We start from the raw sequence: 22,158 nt of genomic DNA on the forward strand, positions 1-22,158 counted from the left end.
ACGTTCCCGCGGGAACGTCTCCGCCCGTCCTCTACCCAAAGAGCAGGCGGTCGAGTCCCTGCGTGAGGCCCACGCGTTCCGGCGCCAGCCGCGCAGCGAGCAGGGTGCCGGCCACGTAGGGTTCGGCGCTCGACCCCGCGTCGTGCCGGATCGAGAGCCGTTCTCCGGGGAGACCGAAGATGGATTCCACGGAGATGACGTAGCTCGGAAGCCGTAGCGAGTGGACCTGCGCGCCCCCGATCGTGGCCCCGCGCGCCTCCCGTGATCCCAGGGTGTCCTCGACCGGCCGCCCGAATTCGTTCGTTGCGACCGTCCCCAGGAATTCCGCGAGTTCCTGTGCGGTGCCGCTGGGGGCGTCGGGCTTTCCGGCCGACGCCATGTCGACGATCTCCCAGTGCGGCACGTGGAGCGCCGCGATCCCGGAGAAGTGCTTCAGCAGCGCGGCCGTGATCGAGAAGTTGCCCGCGGCGATCACGCCCACGCCCGCCGCGCGCGCGGCCTCGTTGATCTGCCCGTACTCCCGGCCGGTGAGCCCCGAGGTCCCGACGACCGCGGCCACGCCCGCCTCGATCGCGCACATGACGTTCGCGTACACGGCGCTCGGGTGCGTGTAGTCGATGTAGACGTCGGCCGGCTCGCGGAGCGCTTCCGCCACGCTGGCCGTGATCTGCACGGCCCCGACCGACTGTCCCGCCGTCCGCCGCGCCACGGCCCCGGTCAGTTCGAACTCGTCCGATTCGAGGATGGCGGCCACGACACTCTCGCCCGTCCACCCCGTCGCTCCTCCCACGCAGACCCGAATGCTCATCTTCGCTCCGTCCAGTGGCGGCTCTCCCGACGTTCCCGCGGGAACGCGCGGCGCCGATTGCGGCTCACGACCGGGGGAACACCTCCGCCCCGGTGAGGCCCAGGTGATGATCCGTCGCCCAGGCAATCCCGATCTCGTGTCGCTCCATCAGGGCAAGGCTGGACGCGTCCACGTACGTCAGGCGGGCCCCCCTGAGCCGGTCGAGGATCCGGCAGGTGTCACGGTGGAGCCGGGATGTTCCCTCGAGCACTGCGAGCCCGTCGAGGTTGTCCAGGAGGCGGCGGCAGGCACGGGCCTGTTCCTCGCCGTGGCGATGCAGGAACCAGGAATAGGCCTCCGACCAGACGAGCACCGAAGTGTGCCAGCGCGGCACGGGCCCGCCGAACAGCGCACGCGCCTGCGCGTGGTACTGGTCCCGCCGGTTGAGGGCCGCGATGAGGATGCCGGTGTCGAGAAACACCTTTCGTCCCTTCAAGGCTTACGGCGTCGCCCGCCCGTAGACCACCTCATCGACCGTGGCGCTGTCGCCCGGTTCCCCGTCGACCGTCCCGAGGTAGGCCATCCACGGCTGCTCGTCGGGCAGTCTTGAGAGCGTTGCGGCCAGACTTCTCCGGCAAAGTTCCGCGATTGAAATCCCCTCCCGCCGTGCGGCTTCCCTCACGCGCTCGTAGAGTTCGCGGTCTACCGAAATCTGCGTCCGAATCATCATGCGGCATCCACTCCCCAGTCTCCTGTTATCTCCATCTCTGATCATGATAACATGGGCTCACGTCCGCGGCCATTTGGACCATCGTATGTTGAGCGTAGCGCGAGCCCTCCGACCGAGGATTGAGAAGAGGATTGAGAAGGGGATGAGACCATGAGCATGGACCGTCGAGACTTCGTTCGAACTTCCGCCGCGGGCCTGGCCGCGGCCGCCACGCCCGCCGCTCTGGCCGCCGAGCGCCGCCCTTCCCGGGCCTCCGACGGCTTCGGGGCTCCCGCCGTCCACCGTTCGCGGGCCGCCCGCCCCATCGTCGTCTCCGACCTCAGCGGGATCCGCTTCACCAACGGCGGACCCGAAAGCTCGGTGGAACGCGCCTTCCGCGGCATCGTCGAGGGCGAGGACGTGCTCGACGCCCTCATGGCGGGTGTGAACATCCCGGAGAGCGACCCGACGGAGATGGGGATCGGCTACGGCGGGCTGCCCAACGCGGACGGCGTCGTCCAGCTCGATGCCTGCTGCATGCACGGACCCCGGCGCTGGGCCGGCGGCGTCGCGGCGCTCGAGGGCGTTCGTACGCCGTCGCTCGTCGCGAAGGCCGTGGCCGAACTCACCGACCACCACCTCCTCGTCGGGGCCGGCGCCCAGGCGTTCGCGCGCCAACTCGGGTTCGAGATCGAGGACGACCTCAACACGGAGGCGTCGCGCGCCCTGTGGCTCGAATGGCGTCGGCGGATCGATCCGGGCCACTGGCTCGACCCCCGCAAGCGGCTCGAAGCCGGGCTCTCGATGGTCGACGACGGCCTGATCCCCGCCCATTCCTTCTGGGGGACGACGAACTGCAACGCGGTGAACGCGGAAGGGGACATCTGCGGCGTCACGACGACGAGCGGCCTCTCGTGGAAGATCCCCGGGCGTACCGGCGACTCCCCGATCCTCGGCGCCGGCCTGTACGTGGACAACGACGTGGGCGCCGTCGGCTCGACGGGCCGGGGCGAAGCGAACCTGTACAACCTCTCGTCCTTCCTCGCCGTCGAGTTCATGCGCCAGGGGATGAGCCCGCTCGATGCCGGCATGGCCACCCTGGAGCGGATCCGGTCGAACACGGTGGAATCCAGACTCCTCAACGCGCGCGGCCTGCCGAGCTTCGACGTCCGCTTCTTCCTGCTCAACAAGCAGGGGGAGACGGCGGGCGTCGCCCTGTACGGCTCGGCGGAGACGCACTACGCCGTCTGCAGCGAGAACGGCGCCGAGGAGCGCCCGTTCGAGGGTCTGCTGGAGGGCTCGCCCCGCGACGCGTAACGGCGTCCCGGGGTAGTTCGCGCCGCCCTCGGGCTGTGCTAGCGGTTGTAGGCGGGCGTCGGTCCGCGCAGCCGCGCCCACACGCCGTCGCAGGCGGCGAGCACCTCGGCGTCGAGCGGGGGCGCGTCGAAGGCGTCGAGGTTTTCTTCGAGGTGCTCCATGCGCGAGGCGCCGACGATGATGCAGTCCGCGCCCTCCTGCGCCCGCAGCCAGCCCAGCGCGAGTTGCACCGGCGTCAGATCCGCCTCCCCGGCGATGGCCTCGACCTCGGCCACGGCGCGGAAGTACTCGTCGTGCCAGAAGCGGTCCAGGTACATGCGGTTGCCGTCGAAGCGCGTCCCCGGCAGCGGCGTTCCCGGCCTCTGCTTTCCGGTGAGGAGCCCGCCCGCGAGCGGATTGTAGACGACGTTCGAGATCCCGTAGCGACGCGTGAAGGCGAGGTATTCCTGCTCGATCCCGCGCGCCGCGAGGTTGTACATGGGTTGCGCGATCCACGGTTTCGCCCACCTCTCGCGCTCGCAGATGGAGAACACCTCGCACATCTGCCACGCGCTGTAGTTGGACGTCGCCGGATAGCGGATGAGCCCCTCGACCCGAAGCTCTTCCAGCGCGGCGAGACTCTCCTCGATGGGCGTCTCGTAGTCCGGCAGATGCAGGTAGTAGACGTCGAGATAGTCGGTGCCGAGCCGCCGCAGGGATTCGTCGATCCCGCGGCGGATCGCGTCGCGCGAGAGGCCGGTGTAATCGACGGGGTCGCCCATCGGATTGCACACCTTGCTCGCGAGGATGATCTCCCCGCGCCGGTCCCCGAGGACCTCTCCCAGGATCTCCTCCGACCGTCCCTGGTTGTAGACGTTCGCGGTGTCGAAGAAGTCGACGCCCCGTTCGAAGCACAGCTCCACCATCGCCGCCGCGGCTTCCACATCGGTCTGCGACCCGAACGTCATCGTGCCCATGCAGGCACGCGACACTTCGAGGTCGGTATGGGCGAGTTTTCGTCTCTCCACGTTCTTTCGTATCCTTCCCTAGCAGTCCGTGGCCGGGAACGCCCGCTCACCCGGGGCACACCGGGCGGCGCCGGCAACGTAGCAGAACCTCAGCGGGGGATGGAACCGATGACGACCGGCCCGGTCCGGACGCGGACGCTGGAGGAACTCGCGGCCGACGCTGCGGCCCGCTACGCGGCCGCGAATCCCCTGAGCCAGGCGAGCTTCGAGCGCTCGACGAACTACCTGCCGGGGGCGGACACACGAACGGTCAACCACTACGACCCGTTCCCCGTCACCATCGTCCGCGGCGAAGGCTCGCGGCTCCACGATCTCGACGGGCACGTCTACGTCGATTTCCTCAACGACTACACGGCCGGGCTCTACGGCCACTCGAACCCCGCCATCCGTGACGCCATCGCGGAGGCGGCGGGGAGGGGCCTGACGCTCGGCGGGCCGAGCCCGAACCAGCAGGAATTCGCCGAACTCATCTGCCGGCGCTTCCCGTCCGTCGAGCGCGTGCGCTTCACGAACTCGGGGACCGAGGCGAACCTCATGGCGGTCAGCCTCGCGCGCGCCGTGACCTACCGGGAGGGCGTGCTCGCGTTCGACGGCGCCTACCACGGCGGACCCCTGAACTTCACCGGCCCGGACCGGCGCCTCAACGTGCCGTTCCCGTGGACGGTTGCGGACTACAACGATGCCGAATCCGCGCGATCCCTCATCGCGGAACGGGCGACCGAACTTGCCTGCGTGCTCGTCGAGCCGATGCTTGCGGGCGGCGGGTGCATCCCCGGGACCCGGGTGTTTCTGAACGCGCTGCGCGATGCGACGCGCCGGGCGGGCGTCCTGCTGATCTTCGACGAGGTCCAGACCTCGCGGCTCGCTCCGGGCGGCCTGCAGGGGGCGCTCGACATCCACGCCGACCTCACGACCTTCGGCAAGTACCTCGGGGGCGGCGCCTCCTTCGGCGCCTTCGGGGGGCGGGCGGACCTGATGGATCGCTTCGATCCGCGCCGGGAGAACCATCTGAGCCACCCCGGCACGCACAACAACAACTCGCTGACCATGGCCGCGGGCCTCACGGGGCTGCGCGACGTGTTCACTCCCGACGCAGTGCGCCGGCTGACGGTGCGGGGAGACGCCCTGCGCGCCGCCCTCAACGGGGTCGCGGCGGCGAGGGACGCGCCCGTGCAGGTGACCGGCCGCGGTTCGATCATGACGGTCCACTTCCAGCGGAGGCCGATCCGCCGCCGCGCCGATGTCGCCCATACGCCGGTGGCGGCCCGCGACCTCTTCCAGCTCGAGATGCTGCTGGCCGGGTTCTACGTCGCCCGCCGGGGGTTCGTCACGGTCTCGCTCGCGCACGACGACGACGACTGCGACGCGCTGGTCGCGGCATTCGACGCCTTCCTCGGAAGGCACGCCGCCGCCATCGACGCGGCCCTTGAATGAACCCGGATAACGACTGCGGACAGGTATGGGTTACGACCTGAATTCGGGACGCCGACGGGCGATAGCGGCGTGGCTGGTGGTTCCATTGGCGGTCGGCGCCGGCTCCGTCGAGGCGCAGCAGGGAGAGGACTGCGGGGACGGGGCTCTGCTGAGTGTGTTCGTCACCGATGAGTCGGGGACCGTGCGCGCGCCAGGAGCAACGGTGGTCCTTCGTTGGACGGTCGCCGAGCGCACGCCGGTGCGCGGTTCCGCCGGAGCGGATGGGCGCTTCCAACTGTGCGTTACCGACGACTCGCGGGAGGCGACCCTCTGGGCCGAGTTCGGCGACGGATCGAGCGAACAGGCGGTCGTCGGGTTCGAGCCTGGAGCGACGACGGATGTCGAGTTGCGGATCCTGGCCGGCCCGGCGGGGACAGGACGGATCGTCGGCCAGGTGAATGATGGCGTAACGGAGGATGCCGTGACCGCGGCGGCCGTGACCATCTCCGAGAGGACGGCGGCCGTCGAGACGAATGGCCGGGGCCGGTTCGTCCTGAGCGGTCTACCCGTCGGGGCCCACGAACTGCGGGTTCGGCGCCCGGGCTACGCGCCGCTGCGCCACCGGGTGACGGTGCACCGCGGTCTCACGACGGAAATGGAGATCGGCCTCGTCCCGACTTCTGCGGAGATGGACCCGCAGGTGGCGACGGCCACGCGGCCGCGCCAGTTGGAGGTCACGGGCTTCTACGAACGCAAGCTGCGGGGCGAAATGCTCGGCGTCGGCACGTTCCTGACCGCGGACGACATCGAGCGCTGGAGGCCGAGCACCGTCGGCCGCTTTATCGAGGACCATATTCCGGAAATCCGCCAGCGGGGCGTGAAGCTGGTGAACACAACGGGGCTCATGGGCTGGAAGGGTTGTCCGGTGGCCACATATGTTGACGGCATCCCCCTGCGCATATCCGGCATCGGCGGAGTGGTGGTGCCGACCCAGATCGCCGGACTTGAGGTCTACACGGGACTGGCGGGCGTGCCGGCCGATTTCCGGGACGAACGCAACCGATGCGGCGCTGTCGTCGCCTGGACCAGGTAGTGTTTCTTCACGGGAGTCGGGACATGACCATCCGGACCGTTCGAGGGGCGGCAACCGTGGCGCCCATGGTTCTCGCGCAGTTGGCCGCGGCGGCCGGTTCTGCCGCGGGGCAGGAGGCGGCGGAGTGCGGCGAGCGGGCGTCGCTTCACGTCCTCGTCACGGAGGAATCCGGGGCCCTCAACCTGCCCGGGGCCACGGTCGTCCTGCGCTGGACCAGCGATCAGGTGCTCAGGCCTCTGCGCGACCCCGCCGGGCCGGACGGACGCTTCTCGGTCTGCGTTCCCGCCGATGTGTCCGCGGCGACGCTATGGGCGGAGTTCGGGGATGATTCGAGCGCGGAGGCGACGGTCGTCTTCGAACCCGGCACGCCGGTCGAAGTCCACCTGCGCGTCCTGTTCGGAGACACCGAACCGGGGAGAATCGTGGGCCGCGTGCTCGATGCGTCGACGGAGGATCCGGTGGCCACGGCCACGGTGTCGCTGGTCGGACGACCGGCCGAAGTCCAGAGCGACCGCCAGGGCCGGTTCGCCCTCACCGGCGTGCCCGGCGGGGAACACCTGCTCGAGGTCGAAAGGATCGGCTACGCTTCCCTCCGCTATCCGGTGACGGTGGTCCGCGGATTGAGCACGGAACTCCAGATCGGCCTTGTGCCCGCACCGGTGGAGATGGAACCGCTCGTCGTGACCGCCACTCGACCGCGACGGCTGGAGATCAACGGGTTCTACGACCGCAAGTACTTCGGCGAACTCATCGGCGGGGGCACGTACTTCACGGTGGAGGACATCGACCGCCGGCGTCCGCTCCGCGTCTCGCACATGCTCGCCGATGCGCCCGGCATCCGCCTTCGATGCCCCGGCTCCGGGTTCCGCGACTGCTGGGTTGAGAGTTCGAGAGCGGCCGGGGGATTCACGCCCGGGGGCTGCGAACTCAGCGCCTATCTCGATGGTTCTCCGATTCCGGTTCGAGAATTGGACTCGCTCGTGTTGCCCGTGGAGGTCGGCGGCATCGAAGTATACCAGGGGGCCGGCGAGTTGCCGCCGGAGTTCGGCGGATACAATGCGCGCTGCGGCGCCGTCGTGATCTGGACGAAGTAGCCGGGCCGCGGTCCCCCGCGTCGTCGGGGCGATCCGCTACCTCACCCGCACGTGCTTCTCGAGCATGCGGCGCCGCACGACACCGCCGTAGACGTTGCCCTCCGAATCCACGCCCACGGCTTCCGCCCCGCTGTGCTCAATCGTCGTGGACTCGATGTCCTCGATGAAGTACGAGACCGACCCGTCGCGGGCGCTCCCGACCCGGATCCCCTTCTTCCAGCCAGGGTTGTTTGGCCCCCAACTCTCGGAGTCCGCGACGTAGATCGTGTCGTCCTCGTCGATGAAAATCCCGCTCGGGCGGCTGAACTGCTTCCATTCCTCCAGGAACGTCCCGTCCTCGAGGAAGATCTGGATGCGGTTGTTCGCACGGTCCCCGATGAAGATTCGTCCCTGCGAATCCCGGGCGATGGCGTGCGGCGTGCTGAACTGGCCGGGCCCCGAGCCCGGTCCTCCCCATGCGTCGAGGAAGTCCCCTTCCGGACTGAAGCGCACGACGCGATCGTTGCCTTCGCCGTGACCTTCGATGACGAGGAAGTCGCCGCCGGGAAGGACGAGGACATCCGTCGGCTGGTTGAACACGTCGGGACCGAGACCCGCGACGCCGGCTTGCCCGAGCGTGAGCAGGAGTTCCCCGTCGGAGCTGAACTTGAACACCTGGTGCCCGAGTTCTCCGTTTCCGCGGGCATCCGTCGCCCAGACGTTCCCCTCGTGGTCGATGTGGAACCCGTGCGGATAGTTGAAGAGCCCCGCCCCCCAGGAATCGAGCGCCCGCCCGGACATGTCGTACTTGACGATCGGATCTTCGGGCCGGTCCGCGCAGCTGTTCTCGAAGCAGCGGTGCATGACGTAGAGATGGCCGTCGGGTCCCTGCTCGACGCCCGTGACCTGCCCCCACTGCACCGCGCCTGGGGGTAGCTCCGCCCAGGGTTCCAGGCGCTCATAGGGGTTGGGCAGCTCGTTGACGGGCTCAAGCTCCGGCGCCGCGTCGTCCGCGTTCGCGGCGCCGCCTTCGTCGCCGGAGCCGCCGCACGCCGCGGCGACCGCGCTGACCGCGACGAGGCAGAGAAGGATGCCGAGTTGTGTGGTTCGTCGTGTCATGTGTCATCTCCCTCATCGGTTGCGGGTCCTTCCGCCGGCGCAGGCTCCTCGGCCGCAGCGGGCCCTTCCGCCGGAGCGGGCCCGTCGGCAGGAGCGGGCCGGCCGCCGGTGCGGATCACCCCCTCCTGGGCGACCGAGGCTACCAGCGCCCCTTCCCGCGTGAAAAAACTCCCGCGCGTGAAGGCCCGCGCGCCGCTCGCGACCGTGCTCTCCGTCACGTACAGGAGCCAGTCGTCGACCCGGAAGGGACGGTGGAACCAGATCGCGTGGTCCAGCGAGGCGCCCATCAGGTCGCGGTCGAAGAACGTGCGCCCGTGCGGCACGAGGGCGGCGCGCAGGAGCCCGTAGTCCGAGGCGTAGGCGAGCACGGCCTGGTGGTCGAGCGGGTCATCGCCCAGCTCTCCCACCGTCCGGATCCAGGCGCGCCGGACGGGCCGGTCGGGTTTCGGCCGGAACGGGTCGAGCGGGGCGACGGGGCGGCGGTCGAGCGGCCGGTCCTGCGTGAGCAGGGAGCGGAGCGGCTCGGGGACGCGGCCGGCCTGCCGCCGTATGATGTCGATCTCGGACTCGAGCGCCTCCGGTGGCAGCACGTCCGGCATCGTCTCCTGGTGCTCGATGCCGTCCTCCGTCTTGTGGAAGGAGGCGGACATGTTGAAGATCGCGCGGCCGTGCTGGATCGCCGTCACGCGCCGCGTGGTGAAGCTCCGTCCGTCGCGCAGGCGGTCCACGAAGTAGACGACCGGGATCTCCAGATCGCCGGCCAGGATGAAGTATCCGTGCAGCGAGTGGGCGGAGCGGTCCTCGGTGTCGACGGTCCGGCGCGCCGCCACGAGCGACTGGGCGAGCACCTGTCCTCCGAAGATCCGGCCCGAGCCGATGTCCCGGTTCTGCCCGCGATAGATGTTCCGCTCGACCGGTTCGAGGTCGAACAGATCGACCAGGTCCCGCGCGGCGTAGGTCAAGGGAAGCGCTCCGGCGGCACGCGGCGCAGCGATGCCTGCTCAAACGCGTAGGCGAGTTCGATGAGCCGCGGCTCGCTGCACGCCGCGCCTGTGAACCCGATGCCGAACGGCGCGGGCCGGGCGTCGAAGCCCTCGGGAAAGGCCGGCGTCGGCGCGTTGGGCACGAAGCCGAAGGGCACGACGATGTGCGGGTACTGCGCCCGTGCCGCGAGCGCGGCCCCCCGGCTCCCCGGCGTGAAGATCGCGTCGAGGTCGTACTCGTCGAGCACCGCGTCGATCCCGCGCGCCTGGCTCAAAAGCGAGTCCTTCGCCATGTCCGCCGCGTTCCGGGCCCGGTCCGCCTCCACGTCCATCTCGTCGGAGATGTCGTAGCGCGACTGCTCGTACTTCATCGACCCGGCCGCCCGGTTCGCGAGGTTCCACTCCCGAAGCTCGGTCAGCGTCCCGACCGGCGCCGAGGGCCCGAGCGATGCGAGCCACGCGTCGAAATCGCGCTTCATCCCGTACTTGAAGTTGACGGAACATCCCGCGTCCGAGCCCTTCGCCTGGTGCCCGCCGATGCAGAGCGGCCACGTGTTGAAGTTCGCATCGGGGTCCGGATCGACGAAGCTGGGGATCTCGGCCGGGTCCACGACCACCGCGCCCGCCGCCTCGAGGACCGCGATGGCCTCGGCCATGAGCGCCGCCGCCTCGTCGCGGAGGCCGCCGACCGTCTCGCCTCCGACCTCCACCGGCTCGTAGTAGAAGGCCCGGGGGATCCCGATCCGAGCGCCCTCCAGCCCAGCCGCGTTCAGGAACGGCGTGTAGTCGCGGCCCGCCGGCGCCTCGCACCGCGCGGTGGCCGCATCGTTCGGGTCCGGCTCCGCCCCCTCCATCACCCCGAGCATGATCGCCGCGTCGGTCACTGTGCGGGCCATCGGCCCCGCCATGTCGTGGTCCAGCGTCACCGGCGCCACGCCCCAGCGGCTGACGCGCGCGATCGTCGGCCGGATGCCGACGAGCATGTTCGCGTTCGAGGGGCTGATGATCGACCCGCCCGTGTCCGTCCCCACGTTCGCGGACCAGAAGCTCGCCGCCGTCCCGATCCCCGAGCTGGAGCCGCCCGTGGTAAGCGCCGGACGCCCGTCGTTGCGGCCTTCCCGTGGGTCGCGGCGCGGGTCGTAGGGGTTGAGGCCGTAACCCGTGAGGGCGTTGTAGTTGCCCGGCATCTGGTTCGGCGGCCCCGCCATGAAGTTCGCGAACTCCGTGAGCCCCGCCTTGGCGATGATGATCGCGCCCGCCTCGCGCAGGTTCGTCGTCAGCGTGGCTTCGTACGGCGGGAAATACCCCTCGAAGGCGAGCGATCCGCCCGTCGTCGGGATGTGCGTCGTGTGGATGTTGTCCTTGAGCGCGACCGGGATGCCGTGCAGCGGCCCGCGCACGTTGCCCGCCGCCCGCTCCGCGTCGAGCGCCTCCGCCTCCGCGAGCGCGTTCGGGTTGACCGAGACCGCCGCGTTCAGCTGCCACTCGTAGCGCGCGATCCGCGCCAGGTGCTCCATGACGATCTGCCGCGACGTGACCCGCCCGCTCTCCATCGCCGCCCGCATCTCCGGAATCGTCGCTTCCACCACGTCGAACGGCTCGGCCTCGGACGCCGGCCCGCCGCACGCCACCGCAAGGACGGCCAGCAGGACGCTCACCGGCAGGACGCGTCCCGGCCGGACTCCGGCCCCCAGGGCGCGGGTGTGGGCGCTTGGCACTGACTTCATGGGATCCTCCGATTCCCGGGACTCTCACGCGGACCTCGAATCTCGCCCCGTCGTCGCCGTATAGTAAGGGATGATCCGCCGTCCGCCGCAGCCTCGACATGGGAGACCGCCGTGGCAAGCCAAGCCCCGCCTCGCACGCCGTCCTCGCGCCGCGCCCGCCAACTCGCCGCGTGCGCGCTGTTCGCCCTCGCCGTCGGCGGCGGGACTCCGGCCGTCGGCCAGGACCTCGACGCTCCGCGCCCGATCGACCGGCTCGACACGGTGTGGATCGAGGAGATGACGTGGATGGAGGTGCGCGACGCGCTCGCGGAGGGGATGACGACGGCGATCATCGGCACCGGGGGCATCGAACAGAACGGCCCCTACCTGGCCAGTGGCAAGCACAACTTCGTGCTGCGGGCCACGGCGGAGGCGATCGCGCGCGAACTTGGGAACGCGCTCGTCGCTCCCGTCATCAAGCTCGTCCCCGAGGGGAGCATCGATCCGCCGTCCGGGCACATGCGCTACCATGCCACGATCAGCGTCCGGCAGGAGACGTTCGAGGCCATGCTCACGGATGTCCTGGGCAGCCTCGCCGCGCATGGGTTCGAGAATCTCGTCCTCATCGGGGACAGCGGAGGCAACGTGAGCGGGATGGAGAACGTGGCCGCCGCCCTCAACGCGGCCTGGGCGGACCGGCCGGCCCGCGTCCATTTCATCCCGGAATACTATACGGAAGACATCTACAGTTGCGACTATCTGAAGGAGGAACTGGGGATATTCCAGCAGCCGGACGAGTGCGTGGCGACCCGCAACGAGTACCACGACGACTATCACTATTCATCCATAATGGCCACCGTCGATCCGAACACGATCCGCGCGGATCAGCGGCGGGACGCCGGCCTCCTCTCGATCAACGGCGTCGACCTCTCACCTCTGGAACTGACGGTGGAGAACGGACGGCGTCTCGTCGATTACCGCGCCGGGATCACCGCCCGCGCCATCCGCCGCTCGATCGCCCGGTGAGTCCCCCCGCGCGCGGTCCCAGTAGTCGGTGGGGCGGTCGTCGCTCATGAGGGCATCCTCGTCCACCCAGTAGTACTCGCCGAACGGTTTCGGGTCGGGCCACACCTCGTCGAGCGTGTCCGCGTCGTACACGATCCCGTCCTTGACCACGAGCCGGATGTCCGCCGTGTTCCGGATGTCGTCGAGCGGGTTCGAGTTGAGGACGATGAAGTCCGCCAGCTTGCCCTCGGCGAGCGACCCCGTCTCGTGCTCGAGACCCAGGAAGTGGGCCCCGTGGATCGTCCCGATCTCGATCCCGGTCATCTCGTCGGTCCCCGCCGCGGCCATCCAGACCTCGTAGTGGGAGCCGAGGCCGTGCAACTGGCCGTGCGAGCCGATCGCGCCCCAGCCGCCTTCCTCGATGATGTCGCCGAGGCCGCGCGCGATGAGGGGAAAGCTGTAGTCCGTCTCCGGGCGCATCATGCGGCGCCGGGTGGAGGGGATGAGCATCCGCCACGGTAGCCAGCGGCGCAGCTTCTCGTCCTTCCACACGTCGTCGGTCTGGTAGAAGTACTCCTCGTTCCAGGCGCTCGGACCGCCGACAATGAAGGTGGGGGAGTACACGGCGTCGGACTGGCCGAAGAACTTCGCGACGTCGCCGTACAGCGGCACGTAGCTGAGCGGGTGCTCCCAGCCGGTGTGGCCGTCCATGATCATGCCCATGTTGTACTCGATGTCGCCGCCCTCGGCGGTCACGCGCAGGCCGCGCACCCGCGCCGCGTCCGTGACCCACTGCCGCTGGTCGCGGCGCGGCTGCAGGTATTCCTTGATCATCACGGCGCCCCACGACGCGAGGCGCGCGACGTTCTGGTCCGCCAACTCGTAGCTCGAAATCTCGTTCTGGCGCGCCCCGTCGCCGGAGTAGACGGGGTCCCCTGTGCTGTAGGTGCGCGGGCCGATCATGGCGCCCGCCTCGATGAGTTCGGCCGCGGGAAAGACGTTCGACGACCACTGCGAGTTGTCGAGCGTCGTCGTGACCCCGTACGCCATGTAGATCGCGGACTCCCAGTTGCGCTGCGGGATCACGCCGACGTGGTCGCGGTGATGGTGCGCGTGCATGTCGATGAGGCCGGGCATGATCGTCGTGCCGGAGGCGTCGATCATGCGGTCCGCCCCTGCGGTGTCGCAGTCGCCGATGCAGGCGAGGCGGCCGTCCCGCACGAGGATGTCGCCGTTCGCGATGACCCGGTCGTCCTCGGCCGTGATGATGCGGGCGCCCGTGAAGGCGACGCTCCCCCCGGCGATGTGACGCGGCAGCTCGAGGCCGATCGGCGTCTCGACTGTCTCGCCGCTGTTCGGGTCGTGCGTGTAGTAGCGCGGGCCGCTCACGAACTCGAGCGTGTTCGCGTCGCGCCAGCGCGGATGGATGCCGCCCTCGAAGCTGACCTGCGTCACCGGGAGCTGACCGTTGCGCTTGGCGATGCGGACGATGTTCGACCCGGTCCCGCCGTACGGGAAAGGCATCCGGTACACGTTGTCGCCCTCCTGGAAGGCGAGCCACGCACCGTCCGGCGACACCGCCGCCTCGTCCGCGTCCGGCAGCTTGAAGTGGACCCGGCGGTCGCTCCCGTCGAGGCGGATGGAGGCGATCTCCGTCCCCGCGGGCTCGCCGTCGTCGGGCCCCAGCGCCTCGGGATAGAAGAGTCGTCCCTCCGGTCCGAACGACGCCTGCGCGACGGGCCGCCGCGGCATGAGCGGACGCCCGCCCGTGTAGGGACGCGCCACCTTGGTGATCAGCGAGGCGTCGCCGCCCGCGGCCGGCACGCGCACGAAGTCGAAGAACTGGTTGCTCGCCACCGTGCGGCCGTGGGTCGTGGCTCCCGATCCCCGCGTGACGACGATGTCCCGCCCGTCCGGGCTCCACGCGGTGTTGAGGTATTCCCCCGCCCGCGTCGTGAGCCGTCCGGGCTCGCCGCCGTCCGCCGGCACCCGCCACACGTGCCCCTGGTCGGCGTCCGCCCAGCTCGTGAATGCGATCGAGCGCCCGTCCGGCGACCACGCGGGCGCCATCTCGAACGGCTCGAAGGAGTCCGGCGTGAGCCGCCGCGGCGTGCCGTCCGGCAGATCCATGATCCACACCCGCCCCACGGCCTGGAAGGCGAGTCGGCTCCCGTCCGGCGATGAGGCGGTCCAGCGCGGGAACTTCACTTTGAACGTCTCGCCGAGCGCCATCTGCGGGCGCCCCGCCATCTCGGAGATCGTGCGTTGCACGCGGGCGGTGAAGGGGATCGTCGTCACGGCGCCGTCGAGATCGACGCGGCGGATCTTTCCGCCCGCCGAGACTACGATGGACCGCGAGTCCGAGGCCCAGGTGTACCCCGGCAGGTCGCGGGACACCTTCATCCCCTCCGCCATGTCCACCTCGATCGGGTCCATGAGGACGCGCTCCGCCCCCGTTTCCAGGTCGCGCAGCCAGAGCGCGGTGCGGGGGCCGAAGCGGTGCCCCTCGTGCGAGATCGTCCCATCCGGGATGCGACGCGCGAAGGCGAGCCAGCGCCCATCGGGAGACGGCTCCGGCGCGATCGCCCCGCCGCTCGAAGTCTGCCCCTGCTGCACCGTCACGCCCGATGTGATCTCGTCCACCCGCCCCGTCTCGAGGTTGAGGCGCCGGATCTGCTTGTGCCCCTGTGTCATGTCCAGCCGGCCGGACCCCAGCCCGGGAGGCGCGGCCCGGAAATGGAAGTAGAGCGACCCTCCGTCGGGCGAGAACGAGGGCCACTGGGCGCCGGAATGGTCCGAGCCCACGAGGTGCACGCCCTCGCCCCCGTCCCGGGAGTACATCCACAGCCCCGGCGCCGGGCCGCCCCCGCCGCGCCGCGTCGAGGTGCGCCGTACGACGATGAAGCGCCCGTCCGGACTCCACGCCGGCTCCCACGCGCGCAGCCCCTGGTCCTCGAATACGGGACGCGGGTTCGAGCCGTCCGCGTCCATCAGCCACAGGTTGCTCTGCCCCCCGCGGTCGGAGATGAAGGCGATCGTCGAACCGTCCGGCGACAGGGACGGGTGATAGTTGACGGCCACGCCCGTGTTCTGTGTGAGGACCTCCGCTTCGCCCCCCTCCACGGGAAGCCGGTAGATGTGCCCGAGCAGGTCGAACACGAGCCACCGGCCGCCCGGATCCAGGTCGATCGACATCCACGTTCCTTCGTCCGTCGTGAAATCGACCTCCCGCGTCTCGCCGAGGGGCGCGGTCACATCCCACGCCTGGGCCGCGTCACCTTCCTGCGGGAGCGCGGCGTGCCCGGGCGCGGCAAGCGCGAGACCGAGCAGCGTCAAGACACCGGCACGGGCCGGTCGGGCGCCGGGAGCGGGTCGGGCGGCGAGAGCCGAACCGTTGCGGGAATCACACATGGCGGGACCTCCGGTCGGGGAGTGAATCATGATGTCGTGCGCCGCTCGAGGCGGGTTGCGTCGAGGATCCGGCTGGCCAGTTCCTCGATCGAGCAGCGGGTCGCGTCGATGAAGGGGATGTCGAGGCGCTCGAACAGCGACTGCGCCTGGCGGATCTCGAAGCTCACCTGGCGGGGCGAGGCGTAGCGCCGGCCGATGCCGCGCGCGCTCCGCAACTCCCCGAGGCGCTGGGGCTCGATCGTGAGCCCGTAGATCTTGTCGCGGTGGTCGAGGAGAGGGGGTGGAATCCGCCGCTCCTCCAGATCGCTGCCCGTGAGAGGGTAGTTGGCGGCGAACACGCCGTACTGGAGCGCGAGGTACAGGCAGGTCGGGGTCTTGCCCGATCTCGACACGCCGACCAGCACGAGGTCGGCCCGGTCGTATCCCTGCGGGTTCGAGCCGTCGTCGTGAGACAGCGCGAAGTTCATCGCCTCGATGCGGCGGTCGTATTCCCGGTAGTTCTGGATGCCGTGGGATACGCCCATGGCGTGCTGCGACTTGTGGCCGAGTTCCTTCTCGAGCGGGCCGAGAAAGGAGTCGAAGAAGTCCAGGAAGAGGGCGTCGGTCTCCTCCACGATCTCCCGCACCGTGTCGCGCACGTCCTCCTTGACGAGGGTGCTGAAGACGATCGGCGGCGACCCCTGCACGCGGGCCGTCGTGTTGATGTTCCGGGCGGCGCGTTTCGCCTTGTCGACGGTGGAGACGAATGGTACGGTGATTTTCGTGAAGTCGAGGGCGTCAAACTGCGCGATCAGGCTGTGGCCGAGGGTCTCGGCCGTGACGCCCGAGTGGTCGGAGACGAAGAACACCGTTCGCTGGGTCATCGTACACTGATTCTCCGGCCTGCATCGGCCGGAGACAACCGCTCAGGGTCGCTGGGAGGCCGGGGTTGGGAGTCGCCGTGTCCGGGTACATCGCGCCATTCGAGTCTGTCGGACTCGCCGATCTCGAATCCGTCGGGGGGAAGAACGCGTCGCTCGGCGAGATGATCTCCCATCTCTCGGCCGCCGGCGTGGACGTGCCCGGCGGCTTCGCGATCACCGCCCGGGCGTATCGCGACTTCCTCTCGGGCGAACTCGGAGAACGCATCCACGCTTCGCTTGATGCGCTGGATGTCGAGGACCTGGGGGCGCTCGCCCGGGCGGGCCGCCAGATCCGGGGCTGGGTCGCCGATACGCCGCTTCCGCCGGAACTCGCCGCCCGGATCGGCACCGCCTACCGCGAACTCGGGGCCGGCGGAGACGGATCGGCCGGCAGCGCATCCGACGACGACATTTCCGTCGCGGTGCGCTCCTCGGCCACGGCCGAGGACCTCCCCGAGGCGTCCTTCGCCGGGCAGCAGGACACACTGCTCAACGTCCGCGGAGTGGACGCGGTGCTGCGGGCCGTCCACCACGTCTACGGCTCGCTGTTCAGCGACCGGGCGATCGCCTACCGGGTGCACCAGGGGTTCGCGCACCGCGACGTGGCGCTCTCCGTCGGCGTGCAGCGCATGGCCCGCGCGGACAGGGGCTCGAGCGGCGTGATGTTCACGCTGGATACCGAGTCCGGTTTCCGGGACGTCGTGTTCATCACGAGCGCGTACGGTCTCGGCGAAACGGTCGTGCAGGGGGGCGTGAACCCCGACGAGTTCTACGTCTACAAGCCCGCCCTGCGCGCCGGCCGCCATGCGATCCTCCGCCGGAACCTCGGAGGCAAGGCGATCAAGCTCGTCTACGCCGGATCGGGAGCGCCGGCCGGGGACGAGGCCGCGTCCGTCCGGACGGTCGATGTGCCGGAGGAGGATCGGCTCCGCTTCTCGCTGACGGACGACGAGGTGCACGAACTCGCCCGCCAGGCACTCCTCATCGAGGACCACTACGGCCGCCCCATGGACATCGAGTGGGCGCGGGACGGCCTCGACGGCGCGTTGCGCATCCTGCAGGCGCGTCCGGAGACCGTGCAGAGCCGCGCGGGGGGCGTGATCTCCCGCTTCACGCTCAAGGAGCGGGGCCGCGTGCTCACCGAGGGGCGCAGCATCGGCGGCCGGATCGGCGGCGGCCCGGCGCGCGTCATCGAGTCGGCCTCCGAGATCGCGCGCTTCCGGCGCGGCGACGTGCTCGTGACGGACATGACGGACCCGGACTGGGAACCGATGATGAAGCAGTCCGCCGCCATCGTCACGAACCGCGGCGGCCGCACCTGCCACGCGGCGATCATCGCGCGGGAACTCGGCATCCCCGCGGTCGTCGGCTGCGGCGACGCGACGGCGCAACTCGCGGAGGCCGGCGACGTGACGGTGTCCTGCGCCGAAGGCGACGCGGGCTACGTCTACGAGGGGCTGCTCGACTTCGAGGAGGGCGAGATCCGGCTCGGCGCCATGCCGGAGATCCCGCTCAAGATCATGCTCAACGTGGGGAACCCGGACCGCGCGTTCGATTTCGCCTCCATCCCGAACCGGGGCGTGGGTCTCGCCCGGCTCGAGTTCATCATCAACCGCATGATCGGCGTACATCCGCAGGCCCTGCTCGACTTCGATAGCCTGCCGGACGACCTTCAGGACGAGATCCGGTTCCAGCACGCCGGCTACGCGGATCCGGTCGAGTTCTACGTCGAGAAGCTGACCGAGGGGATCGCCACCATCGCCGCGGCCTTCGCCCCGGAGCCCGTCATCGTGCGCCTGTCCGACTTCAAGTCGAACGAATACGCGGATCTCATCGGCGGCCGCCGCTACGAGCCGCGCGAGGAGAACCCGATGCTCGGCTTCCGCGGCGCGTCCCGCTACGTGTCGGAGAGCTTTCGTCCCGCCTTCGAACTCGAATGCCGAGCGCTGCGGCGGGTTCGCCGGAGGATCGGGCTCGACAACGTGTGGGTGATGGTCCCCTTCGTCCGGACGGTGGCCGAGGCGCGGGCCGTCGTCGACCTCCTGGCGGAGAACGGCCTCGCCCGCGGGGAGGACGGGCTGCAGCTCATCATGATGTGCGAGCTTCCCTCGAACGCCCTGCTCGCGGACGAGTTCCTCGAACACTTCGACGGCATGTCGATCGGGTCGAACGACATGACGCAGCTCACCCTCGGCCTCGACCGCGACTCCGGGCTCATCGCCGACATCTTCGACGAGCGCGACGCCGCGGTGAAGGCGACGCTGTCGATGGCGATCCGCGCCTGCGCGAAGGCGGGCAAGTACATCGGGATCTGCGGGCAGGGACCGTCCGACCACCCCGATCTCGCGCGCTGGCTCGTGGAGGAGGGGATCGAGAGCATGTCCCTCAACCCGGACACGGCCGTCGAGACGTGGATGTTCCTCGCGGGGGAGGAAGTCTGAAGCCGGCGAACGGAGACGCAGCGGGCACGGCGGCCCCGGGGTCCGGCGGAACGGGGCTCGCGCGCCAACTCGGACTGTGGGGTCTGGCGGCGACAGGCATCTGCTCGATGCTGGGGGCGGGGATCAACGTGGTCCCCGTCATGATCCAGCGGAACGTGCCCGGGATCGCGGAGAACGTGCTCCCGGCGTTCGCCTTCGGCGCCCTGCCGGCCGTCCTCGCGGGGCTCGCCTACGCGATCCTCGCCTCCGCCATGCCGCGCGCCGGCGGCAGCTACGTCTTCGCGAGCCGGGCGCTCGGTCCGTACTGGGGCTTCGTGGCGAGTTTCTCGCAGTGGTTCGGCCTCTCCATCGTCATCGGGGTCGTCTCCTACCTCGTCGTCCCGTTCCTGAGAGACATCGCCGGCGCCCTCGGCATGGAGGGCGTGGCCGGCGCGCTCGACACGGGTCCGGTCCGGGTGGGGCTGGCGCTCGCGATGCTGTGGACGTTCGCGTGGGTTAACCTGCGCGGGCTCAGGGCCTACGAACGGACCGTGGTGCCGCTCATGGTCGTCATGTTCGCGCTCGGCGCGATCGTCATCGTGGCCGGATTCTCGTTCGACCAGGGCGACTTCGCGGCGGCGCTGCTCGCGCGGGAAGGCGTGGAGGTGCCCGCGGCCGCGCCGCCACCGCTCGACCCCGCCCGCTTCCTCGCCGCTTCCGGCCTCCTCTTCGCCAGCTTCGTCGGCTTCGACGCGATCGCGCAGGCGGGCGGCGAGGCGCGGAATCCGAACCGCGCGCTCCCCCTCGCGATCGGCCTCGCGGTCTTCATCGTGGGCGCCTACTACCTGCTGTTCACCGCCGCCGTTTATCACACGGTCCCGTGGGAGTTCGTGTGGGCGCGCGCGCAGGAACAGGACCTCACCGCCCCCGGACTCCTTGGCTACGTGCTCCCGCCGTGGTGGACGGTGCTCATCGTGGCGGGCGCCGCGATCGCCCTCATCAACGACCTGCCGGCGATGATCCTCTCCGTGTCGCGCCTCGTCTTCGCGTGGGCCGAGGACGGGATCTTCCCGTCGGGCCTCGCCCGGGTACACCCGACGCACCGCACGCCGCACGCCGCGATCGTCCTCTCGACCGCGCTGGCCTCCGTCGCGATCGTCGGCAGCGAATTCGCGGGTGACTTCTTCCTCGGCGTCGACATCATGGTCACGTCGATGCTCGTCAACTTCCTCCTCATGTGCGTCTCCGTGCTCATCCTCCCGCGGCGGAACCCCGGGATCGCCGCGAACTTCCGCGTGCTCCGCGGCCCGGTGGCGCGAACGTGCGTGTGCGTGGCGGGGATCGTGCTCCTGGCGACGTTCCTCGTGACCCACCTGCGGAAGGACCTCACGGCCGACGTCGCGGCGTGGTATTTCCACTCCACGCCGCTCTGGATCGGCGTCATGGCGCTGGGATCGCTCATCTACATCCGCAAGATGCGAACGCTGCGGGCCTCCGGGACGGACGTCGACCGCCTCTTCCGCGAGCTGCCTCCTGAGTAGGCCGGAGCGCCGGGAACTGGCTCCCGGCCTGGAGATCTCCCGGGTGCTGACCGGACTGTGGCAGGTGGCCGACCTGGAACGCGAGGGCCCCATCGAGGTCGAGGGCGCCGCGGCCGCCATGGACGCCTACGCCGCGGCCGGCTTCACGACGTTCGACATGGCGGACCACTACGGTTCGGCCGAGGAGATCGCCGGCGCGTGCGCGTCCAGGGCCCCGCATCGCGACGGAGACATGCAACTCCTCACCAAGTGGACGCCCGCGCCCGGTCCGCACACGCCGGCGACCGTGCGCGAAGCCATGGAGCGGTCGCTGCAGCGCCTGCGGGCGGACGCGATCGACCTCCTCCAGTTCCACGCCTGGCACTACGCGGATCCGAGCTGGCTGGACTGCCTGTTCGCCCTCCAGGAGTTAAAGGACGAAGGCCTGATCCGGCACCTCGGCCTCACGAACTTCGACGCCGTCCACCTCGACATGGTGTGCCACACCGGCATCGACGTGGTCTCGAACCAGGTCTCGTACTCTCTCCTCGACGGGCGCGCCGCCGGCGCGATGACGGAGGTCTGTCTCCGGCACGGGGTCCAGCTCCTCGCCTACGGAACGCTGGCGGGCGGCCTCCTGACCGGGCGCTGGTTCGACGTGGAGGACCCGGGGCCGGAGGGCGTGAAGACGTGGTCCGAGATGAAGTACCGCCGCTTCGTCGAGGCGGCGGGCGGCTGGGGCCGCCTTCAGGTGCTGCTCGCGGCGGTCCGGGCGGTGGCGATGAAGCATGGCGTGTCGATGGCGAACGTCGCGGCGCGCGCCATCCTCGACCGGCCCGCCGTGGCGGGGGTGATCATCGGCGCGCGGCTGGGGCGCCGCGAGCACATCGCCGACAACCTGCGCCTCTCGTCGCTGCAGCTCGACGCGGCGGACCGGAAAACGCTGGCGATGGCGAGCGGGTCGCTGGACCCCCTTCCGGGAGACTGCGGAGATGAGTACCGGCGGCCCCCCTACCTGACGGCTGCGGGCGACCTCAGCGATCACCTGGACGAACTTCCGCCGCCGTATCCCGTCCGGACCGGGACCGGCGGCCGGACGCGCGTGGACTCCGGCACGGTGTGGGAGGACCTCGCGGGCTACAGTCGGGCGGTGCGGACGGGCGACCGCATCGCGGTCTCCGGGACGACGGCCACGCACGGGGACCGCCTGGTCGGCGGGGACGACCCCACCTCGCAGACGCACTTTGTCATCGACAAGATCGAAGGGGCGATCGAAGCCCTGGGCGGACGCCTCGAGGACGTGGTTCGGACCCGGGTCTTCGTGCCGGAACTGGCGGACTGGGAGCCGGTGGCCCGCGCGCACGGCCAGCGATTCGGCGGCATCCGGCCCGCCAACACGCTGGTTCAGGCGGGTCTCATCGGGTCAGGATACCGGGTCGAGATCGAAGCCGAGGCCCGCGTGGGGAGGGAGCCGTGAAGAAGAGGCGACGACACATCCGCGGGATCGTCCGCGTGGCCCTGCTGTGGGCCCTCGCCGGAGCGTTCGTCGGGGCGGTCATCGAGATCCTCGCCGACACGCTGCCGGGGGGACTTCCCATGGCGTCCCTCGTCGACATTTGGCCGCCGGTGCTCGCGATCATCGGCTTTGCCGGCGGCACGCTCTTCGCCGCGGCGTTCGGGGTTTCGGAAGTCT

The 22,158-nt window shown here is 70.0% G+C and carries 17 protein-coding genes; 8 read left to right on the forward strand and 9 right to left on the reverse strand.

Going from position 1 to position 22,158, the window contains the following annotated elements; all coding sequences use genetic code 11:
* Positions 1 to 31: 31 nt before the first annotated feature.
* From dapB to OXN85_10390, 3 genes are all read right to left on the reverse strand, one after another.
* Positions 32 to 808 carry a 4-hydroxy-tetrahydrodipicolinate reductase gene (gene dapB / locus OXN85_10380; protein ID MCY3600360.1) on the reverse strand — a complete coding sequence of 259 codons (777 nt, stop codon included), beginning with the start codon at positions 806 to 808 and terminating at the stop codon, positions 32 to 34.
* A 64-nt stretch (positions 809 to 872) separates the two neighbouring features.
* On the reverse strand, positions 873 to 1,283 hold the full coding sequence (locus OXN85_10385; GenBank protein ID MCY3600361.1) for a PIN domain-containing protein: 411 nt from the start codon (positions 1,281 to 1,283) through the stop codon (positions 873 to 875).
* 3 nt (positions 1,284 to 1,286) lie between these two features.
* Positions 1,287 to 1,517, reverse strand: coding sequence for a ribbon-helix-helix domain-containing protein (locus OXN85_10390; GenBank protein ID MCY3600362.1), 231 nt, complete (start codon positions 1,515 to 1,517; stop codon positions 1,287 to 1,289).
* 150 nt (positions 1,518 to 1,667) lie between these two features.
* On the opposite strand from OXN85_10390, the gene OXN85_10395 reads away from it, so the two are divergent.
* The gene (locus tag OXN85_10395; GenBank protein ID MCY3600363.1) at positions 1,668 to 2,813 is read left to right on the forward strand and encodes an isoaspartyl peptidase/L-asparaginase; all 1,146 of its coding nucleotides are present in this window, start codon (positions 1,668 to 1,670) and stop codon (positions 2,811 to 2,813) included.
* 38 nt (positions 2,814 to 2,851) lie between these two features.
* Here OXN85_10395 and OXN85_10400 read toward each other — a convergent pair whose 3' ends face one another.
* Positions 2,852 to 3,820, reverse strand: a complete 969-nt coding sequence (locus tag OXN85_10400) for an aldo/keto reductase (protein MCY3600364.1) — start codon at positions 3,818 to 3,820, stop codon at positions 2,852 to 2,854.
* A gap of 108 nt (positions 3,821 to 3,928) precedes the next feature.
* Here OXN85_10400 and OXN85_10405 point away from each other — a divergent pair, with 108 nt between their 5' ends.
* The 3 genes from OXN85_10405 (at position 3,929) to OXN85_10415 (ending at position 7,420) form a co-directional block, all read left to right on the forward strand.
* Positions 3,929 to 5,254, forward strand: a complete 1,326-nt coding sequence (locus OXN85_10405; protein MCY3600365.1) for an aminotransferase class III-fold pyridoxal phosphate-dependent enzyme — start codon at positions 3,929 to 3,931, stop codon at positions 5,252 to 5,254.
* Positions 5,255 to 5,330: 76 nt separating this feature from the next.
* Entirely contained in the window at positions 5,331 to 6,326 is a 996-nt protein-coding gene (locus OXN85_10410) for a carboxypeptidase regulatory-like domain-containing protein (protein MCY3600366.1), read from the forward strand.
* Between the two features lie 23 nt (positions 6,327 to 6,349).
* Positions 6,350 to 7,420 carry a carboxypeptidase-like regulatory domain-containing protein gene (locus OXN85_10415; protein MCY3600367.1) on the forward strand — a complete coding sequence of 357 codons (1,071 nt, stop codon included), beginning with the start codon at positions 6,350 to 6,352 and terminating at the stop codon, positions 7,418 to 7,420.
* 36 nt (positions 7,421 to 7,456) lie between these two features.
* On the opposite strand, the gene OXN85_10420 is transcribed toward OXN85_10415, so the two are convergent.
* Genes OXN85_10420 through OXN85_10430 form a run of 3 tightly spaced genes read right to left on the reverse strand, consistent with a single transcriptional unit; the run spans position 7,457 to position 11,228 of the window.
* Entirely contained in the window at positions 7,457 to 8,518 is a 1,062-nt protein-coding gene (locus tag OXN85_10420) for a peptidyl-alpha-hydroxyglycine alpha-amidating lyase family protein (protein ID MCY3600368.1), read from the reverse strand.
* Positions 8,515 to 9,480, reverse strand: coding sequence for an acyl-CoA thioesterase II (tesB, locus tag OXN85_10425; GenBank protein MCY3600369.1), 966 nt, complete (start codon positions 9,478 to 9,480; stop codon positions 8,515 to 8,517). Before tesB ends, OXN85_10420 begins: the two co-directional genes overlap by 4 nt.
* Entirely contained in the window at positions 9,477 to 11,228 is a 1,752-nt protein-coding gene (locus OXN85_10430) for an amidase family protein (GenBank protein MCY3600370.1), read from the reverse strand. Before OXN85_10430 ends, tesB begins: the two co-directional genes overlap by 4 nt.
* Before the next feature lie 111 nt (positions 11,229 to 11,339).
* Here OXN85_10430 and OXN85_10435 point away from each other — a divergent pair, with 111 nt between their 5' ends.
* On the forward strand, positions 11,340 to 12,233 hold the full coding sequence (locus OXN85_10435; GenBank protein ID MCY3600371.1) for a creatininase family protein: 894 nt from the start codon (positions 11,340 to 11,342) through the stop codon (positions 12,231 to 12,233).
* Here OXN85_10435 and OXN85_10440 read toward each other — a convergent pair.
* A complete protein-coding gene (locus OXN85_10440) occupies positions 12,138 to 15,623 on the reverse strand; it encodes an amidohydrolase family protein (protein MCY3600372.1) in 3,486 nt (1,161 codons plus the stop codon). The two genes, OXN85_10435 and OXN85_10440, sit on opposite strands and share 96 nt — an antisense overlap.
* A gap of 26 nt (positions 15,624 to 15,649) precedes the next feature.
* Entirely contained in the window at positions 15,650 to 16,486 is an 837-nt protein-coding gene (locus tag OXN85_10445) for a kinase/pyrophosphorylase (protein ID MCY3600373.1), read from the reverse strand.
* Between the two features lie 77 nt (positions 16,487 to 16,563).
* Between OXN85_10445 and ppsA the strand changes: the two genes are divergently transcribed.
* Genes ppsA through OXN85_10460 form a run of 3 tightly spaced genes read left to right on the forward strand, consistent with a single transcriptional unit; the run spans position 16,564 to position 21,942 of the window.
* Positions 16,564 to 18,966, forward strand: coding sequence for a phosphoenolpyruvate synthase (gene ppsA / locus OXN85_10450; protein ID MCY3600374.1), 2,403 nt, complete (start codon positions 16,564 to 16,566; stop codon positions 18,964 to 18,966).
* The gene (locus tag OXN85_10455; protein ID MCY3600375.1) at positions 18,963 to 20,486 is read left to right on the forward strand and encodes an APC family permease; all 1,524 of its coding nucleotides are present in this window, start codon (positions 18,963 to 18,965) and stop codon (positions 20,484 to 20,486) included. The genes ppsA and OXN85_10455 overlap by 4 nt, the downstream gene beginning before the upstream one ends.
* A 43-nt stretch (positions 20,487 to 20,529) precedes the next feature.
* On the forward strand, positions 20,530 to 21,942 hold the full coding sequence (locus OXN85_10460) for an aldo/keto reductase (GenBank protein MCY3600376.1): 1,413 nt from the start codon (positions 20,530 to 20,532) through the stop codon (positions 21,940 to 21,942).
* Positions 21,943 to 22,158: the final 216 nt, after the last annotated feature.

It is taken from the genome of Candidatus Palauibacter australiensis (genome assembly GCA_026705295.1).
GTDB classification, from domain to species: domain Bacteria; phylum Gemmatimonadota; class Gemmatimonadetes; order Palauibacterales; family Palauibacteraceae; genus Palauibacter; species Palauibacter australiensis.

What these genes read in the sequence shown, in the direction of transcription:
- OXN85_10430 (MCY3600370.1), bottom strand. Translation starts at nt 11,228, where the DNA reads ATGAAGTCAGTGCCAAGCGCCCACACCCGCGCCCTGGGGGCCGGAGTC.
- dapB (MCY3600360.1), bottom strand. Translation starts at nt 808, where the DNA reads ATGAGCATTCGGGTCTGCGTGGGAGGAGCGACGGGGTGGACGGGCGAG.
- OXN85_10440 (MCY3600372.1), bottom strand. Translation starts at nt 15,623, where the DNA reads ATGTGTGATTCCCGCAACGGTTCGGCTCTCGCCGCCCGACCCGCTCCC.
- OXN85_10415 (MCY3600367.1), top strand. Translation starts at nt 6,350, where the DNA reads ATGACCATCCGGACCGTTCGAGGGGCGGCAACCGTGGCGCCCATGGTT.
- OXN85_10420 (MCY3600368.1), bottom strand. Translation starts at nt 8,518, where the DNA reads ATGACACGACGAACCACACAACTCGGCATCCTTCTCTGCCTCGTCGCG.
- OXN85_10405 (MCY3600365.1), top strand. Translation starts at nt 3,929, where the DNA reads ATGACGACCGGCCCGGTCCGGACGCGGACGCTGGAGGAACTCGCGGCC.
- OXN85_10445 (MCY3600373.1), bottom strand. Translation starts at nt 16,486, where the DNA reads ATGACCCAGCGAACGGTGTTCTTCGTCTCCGACCACTCGGGCGTCACG.
- OXN85_10390 (MCY3600362.1), bottom strand. Translation starts at nt 1,517, where the DNA reads ATGATGATTCGGACGCAGATTTCGGTAGACCGCGAACTCTACGAGCGC.
- OXN85_10395 (MCY3600363.1), top strand. Translation starts at nt 1,668, where the DNA reads ATGAGCATGGACCGTCGAGACTTCGTTCGAACTTCCGCCGCGGGCCTG.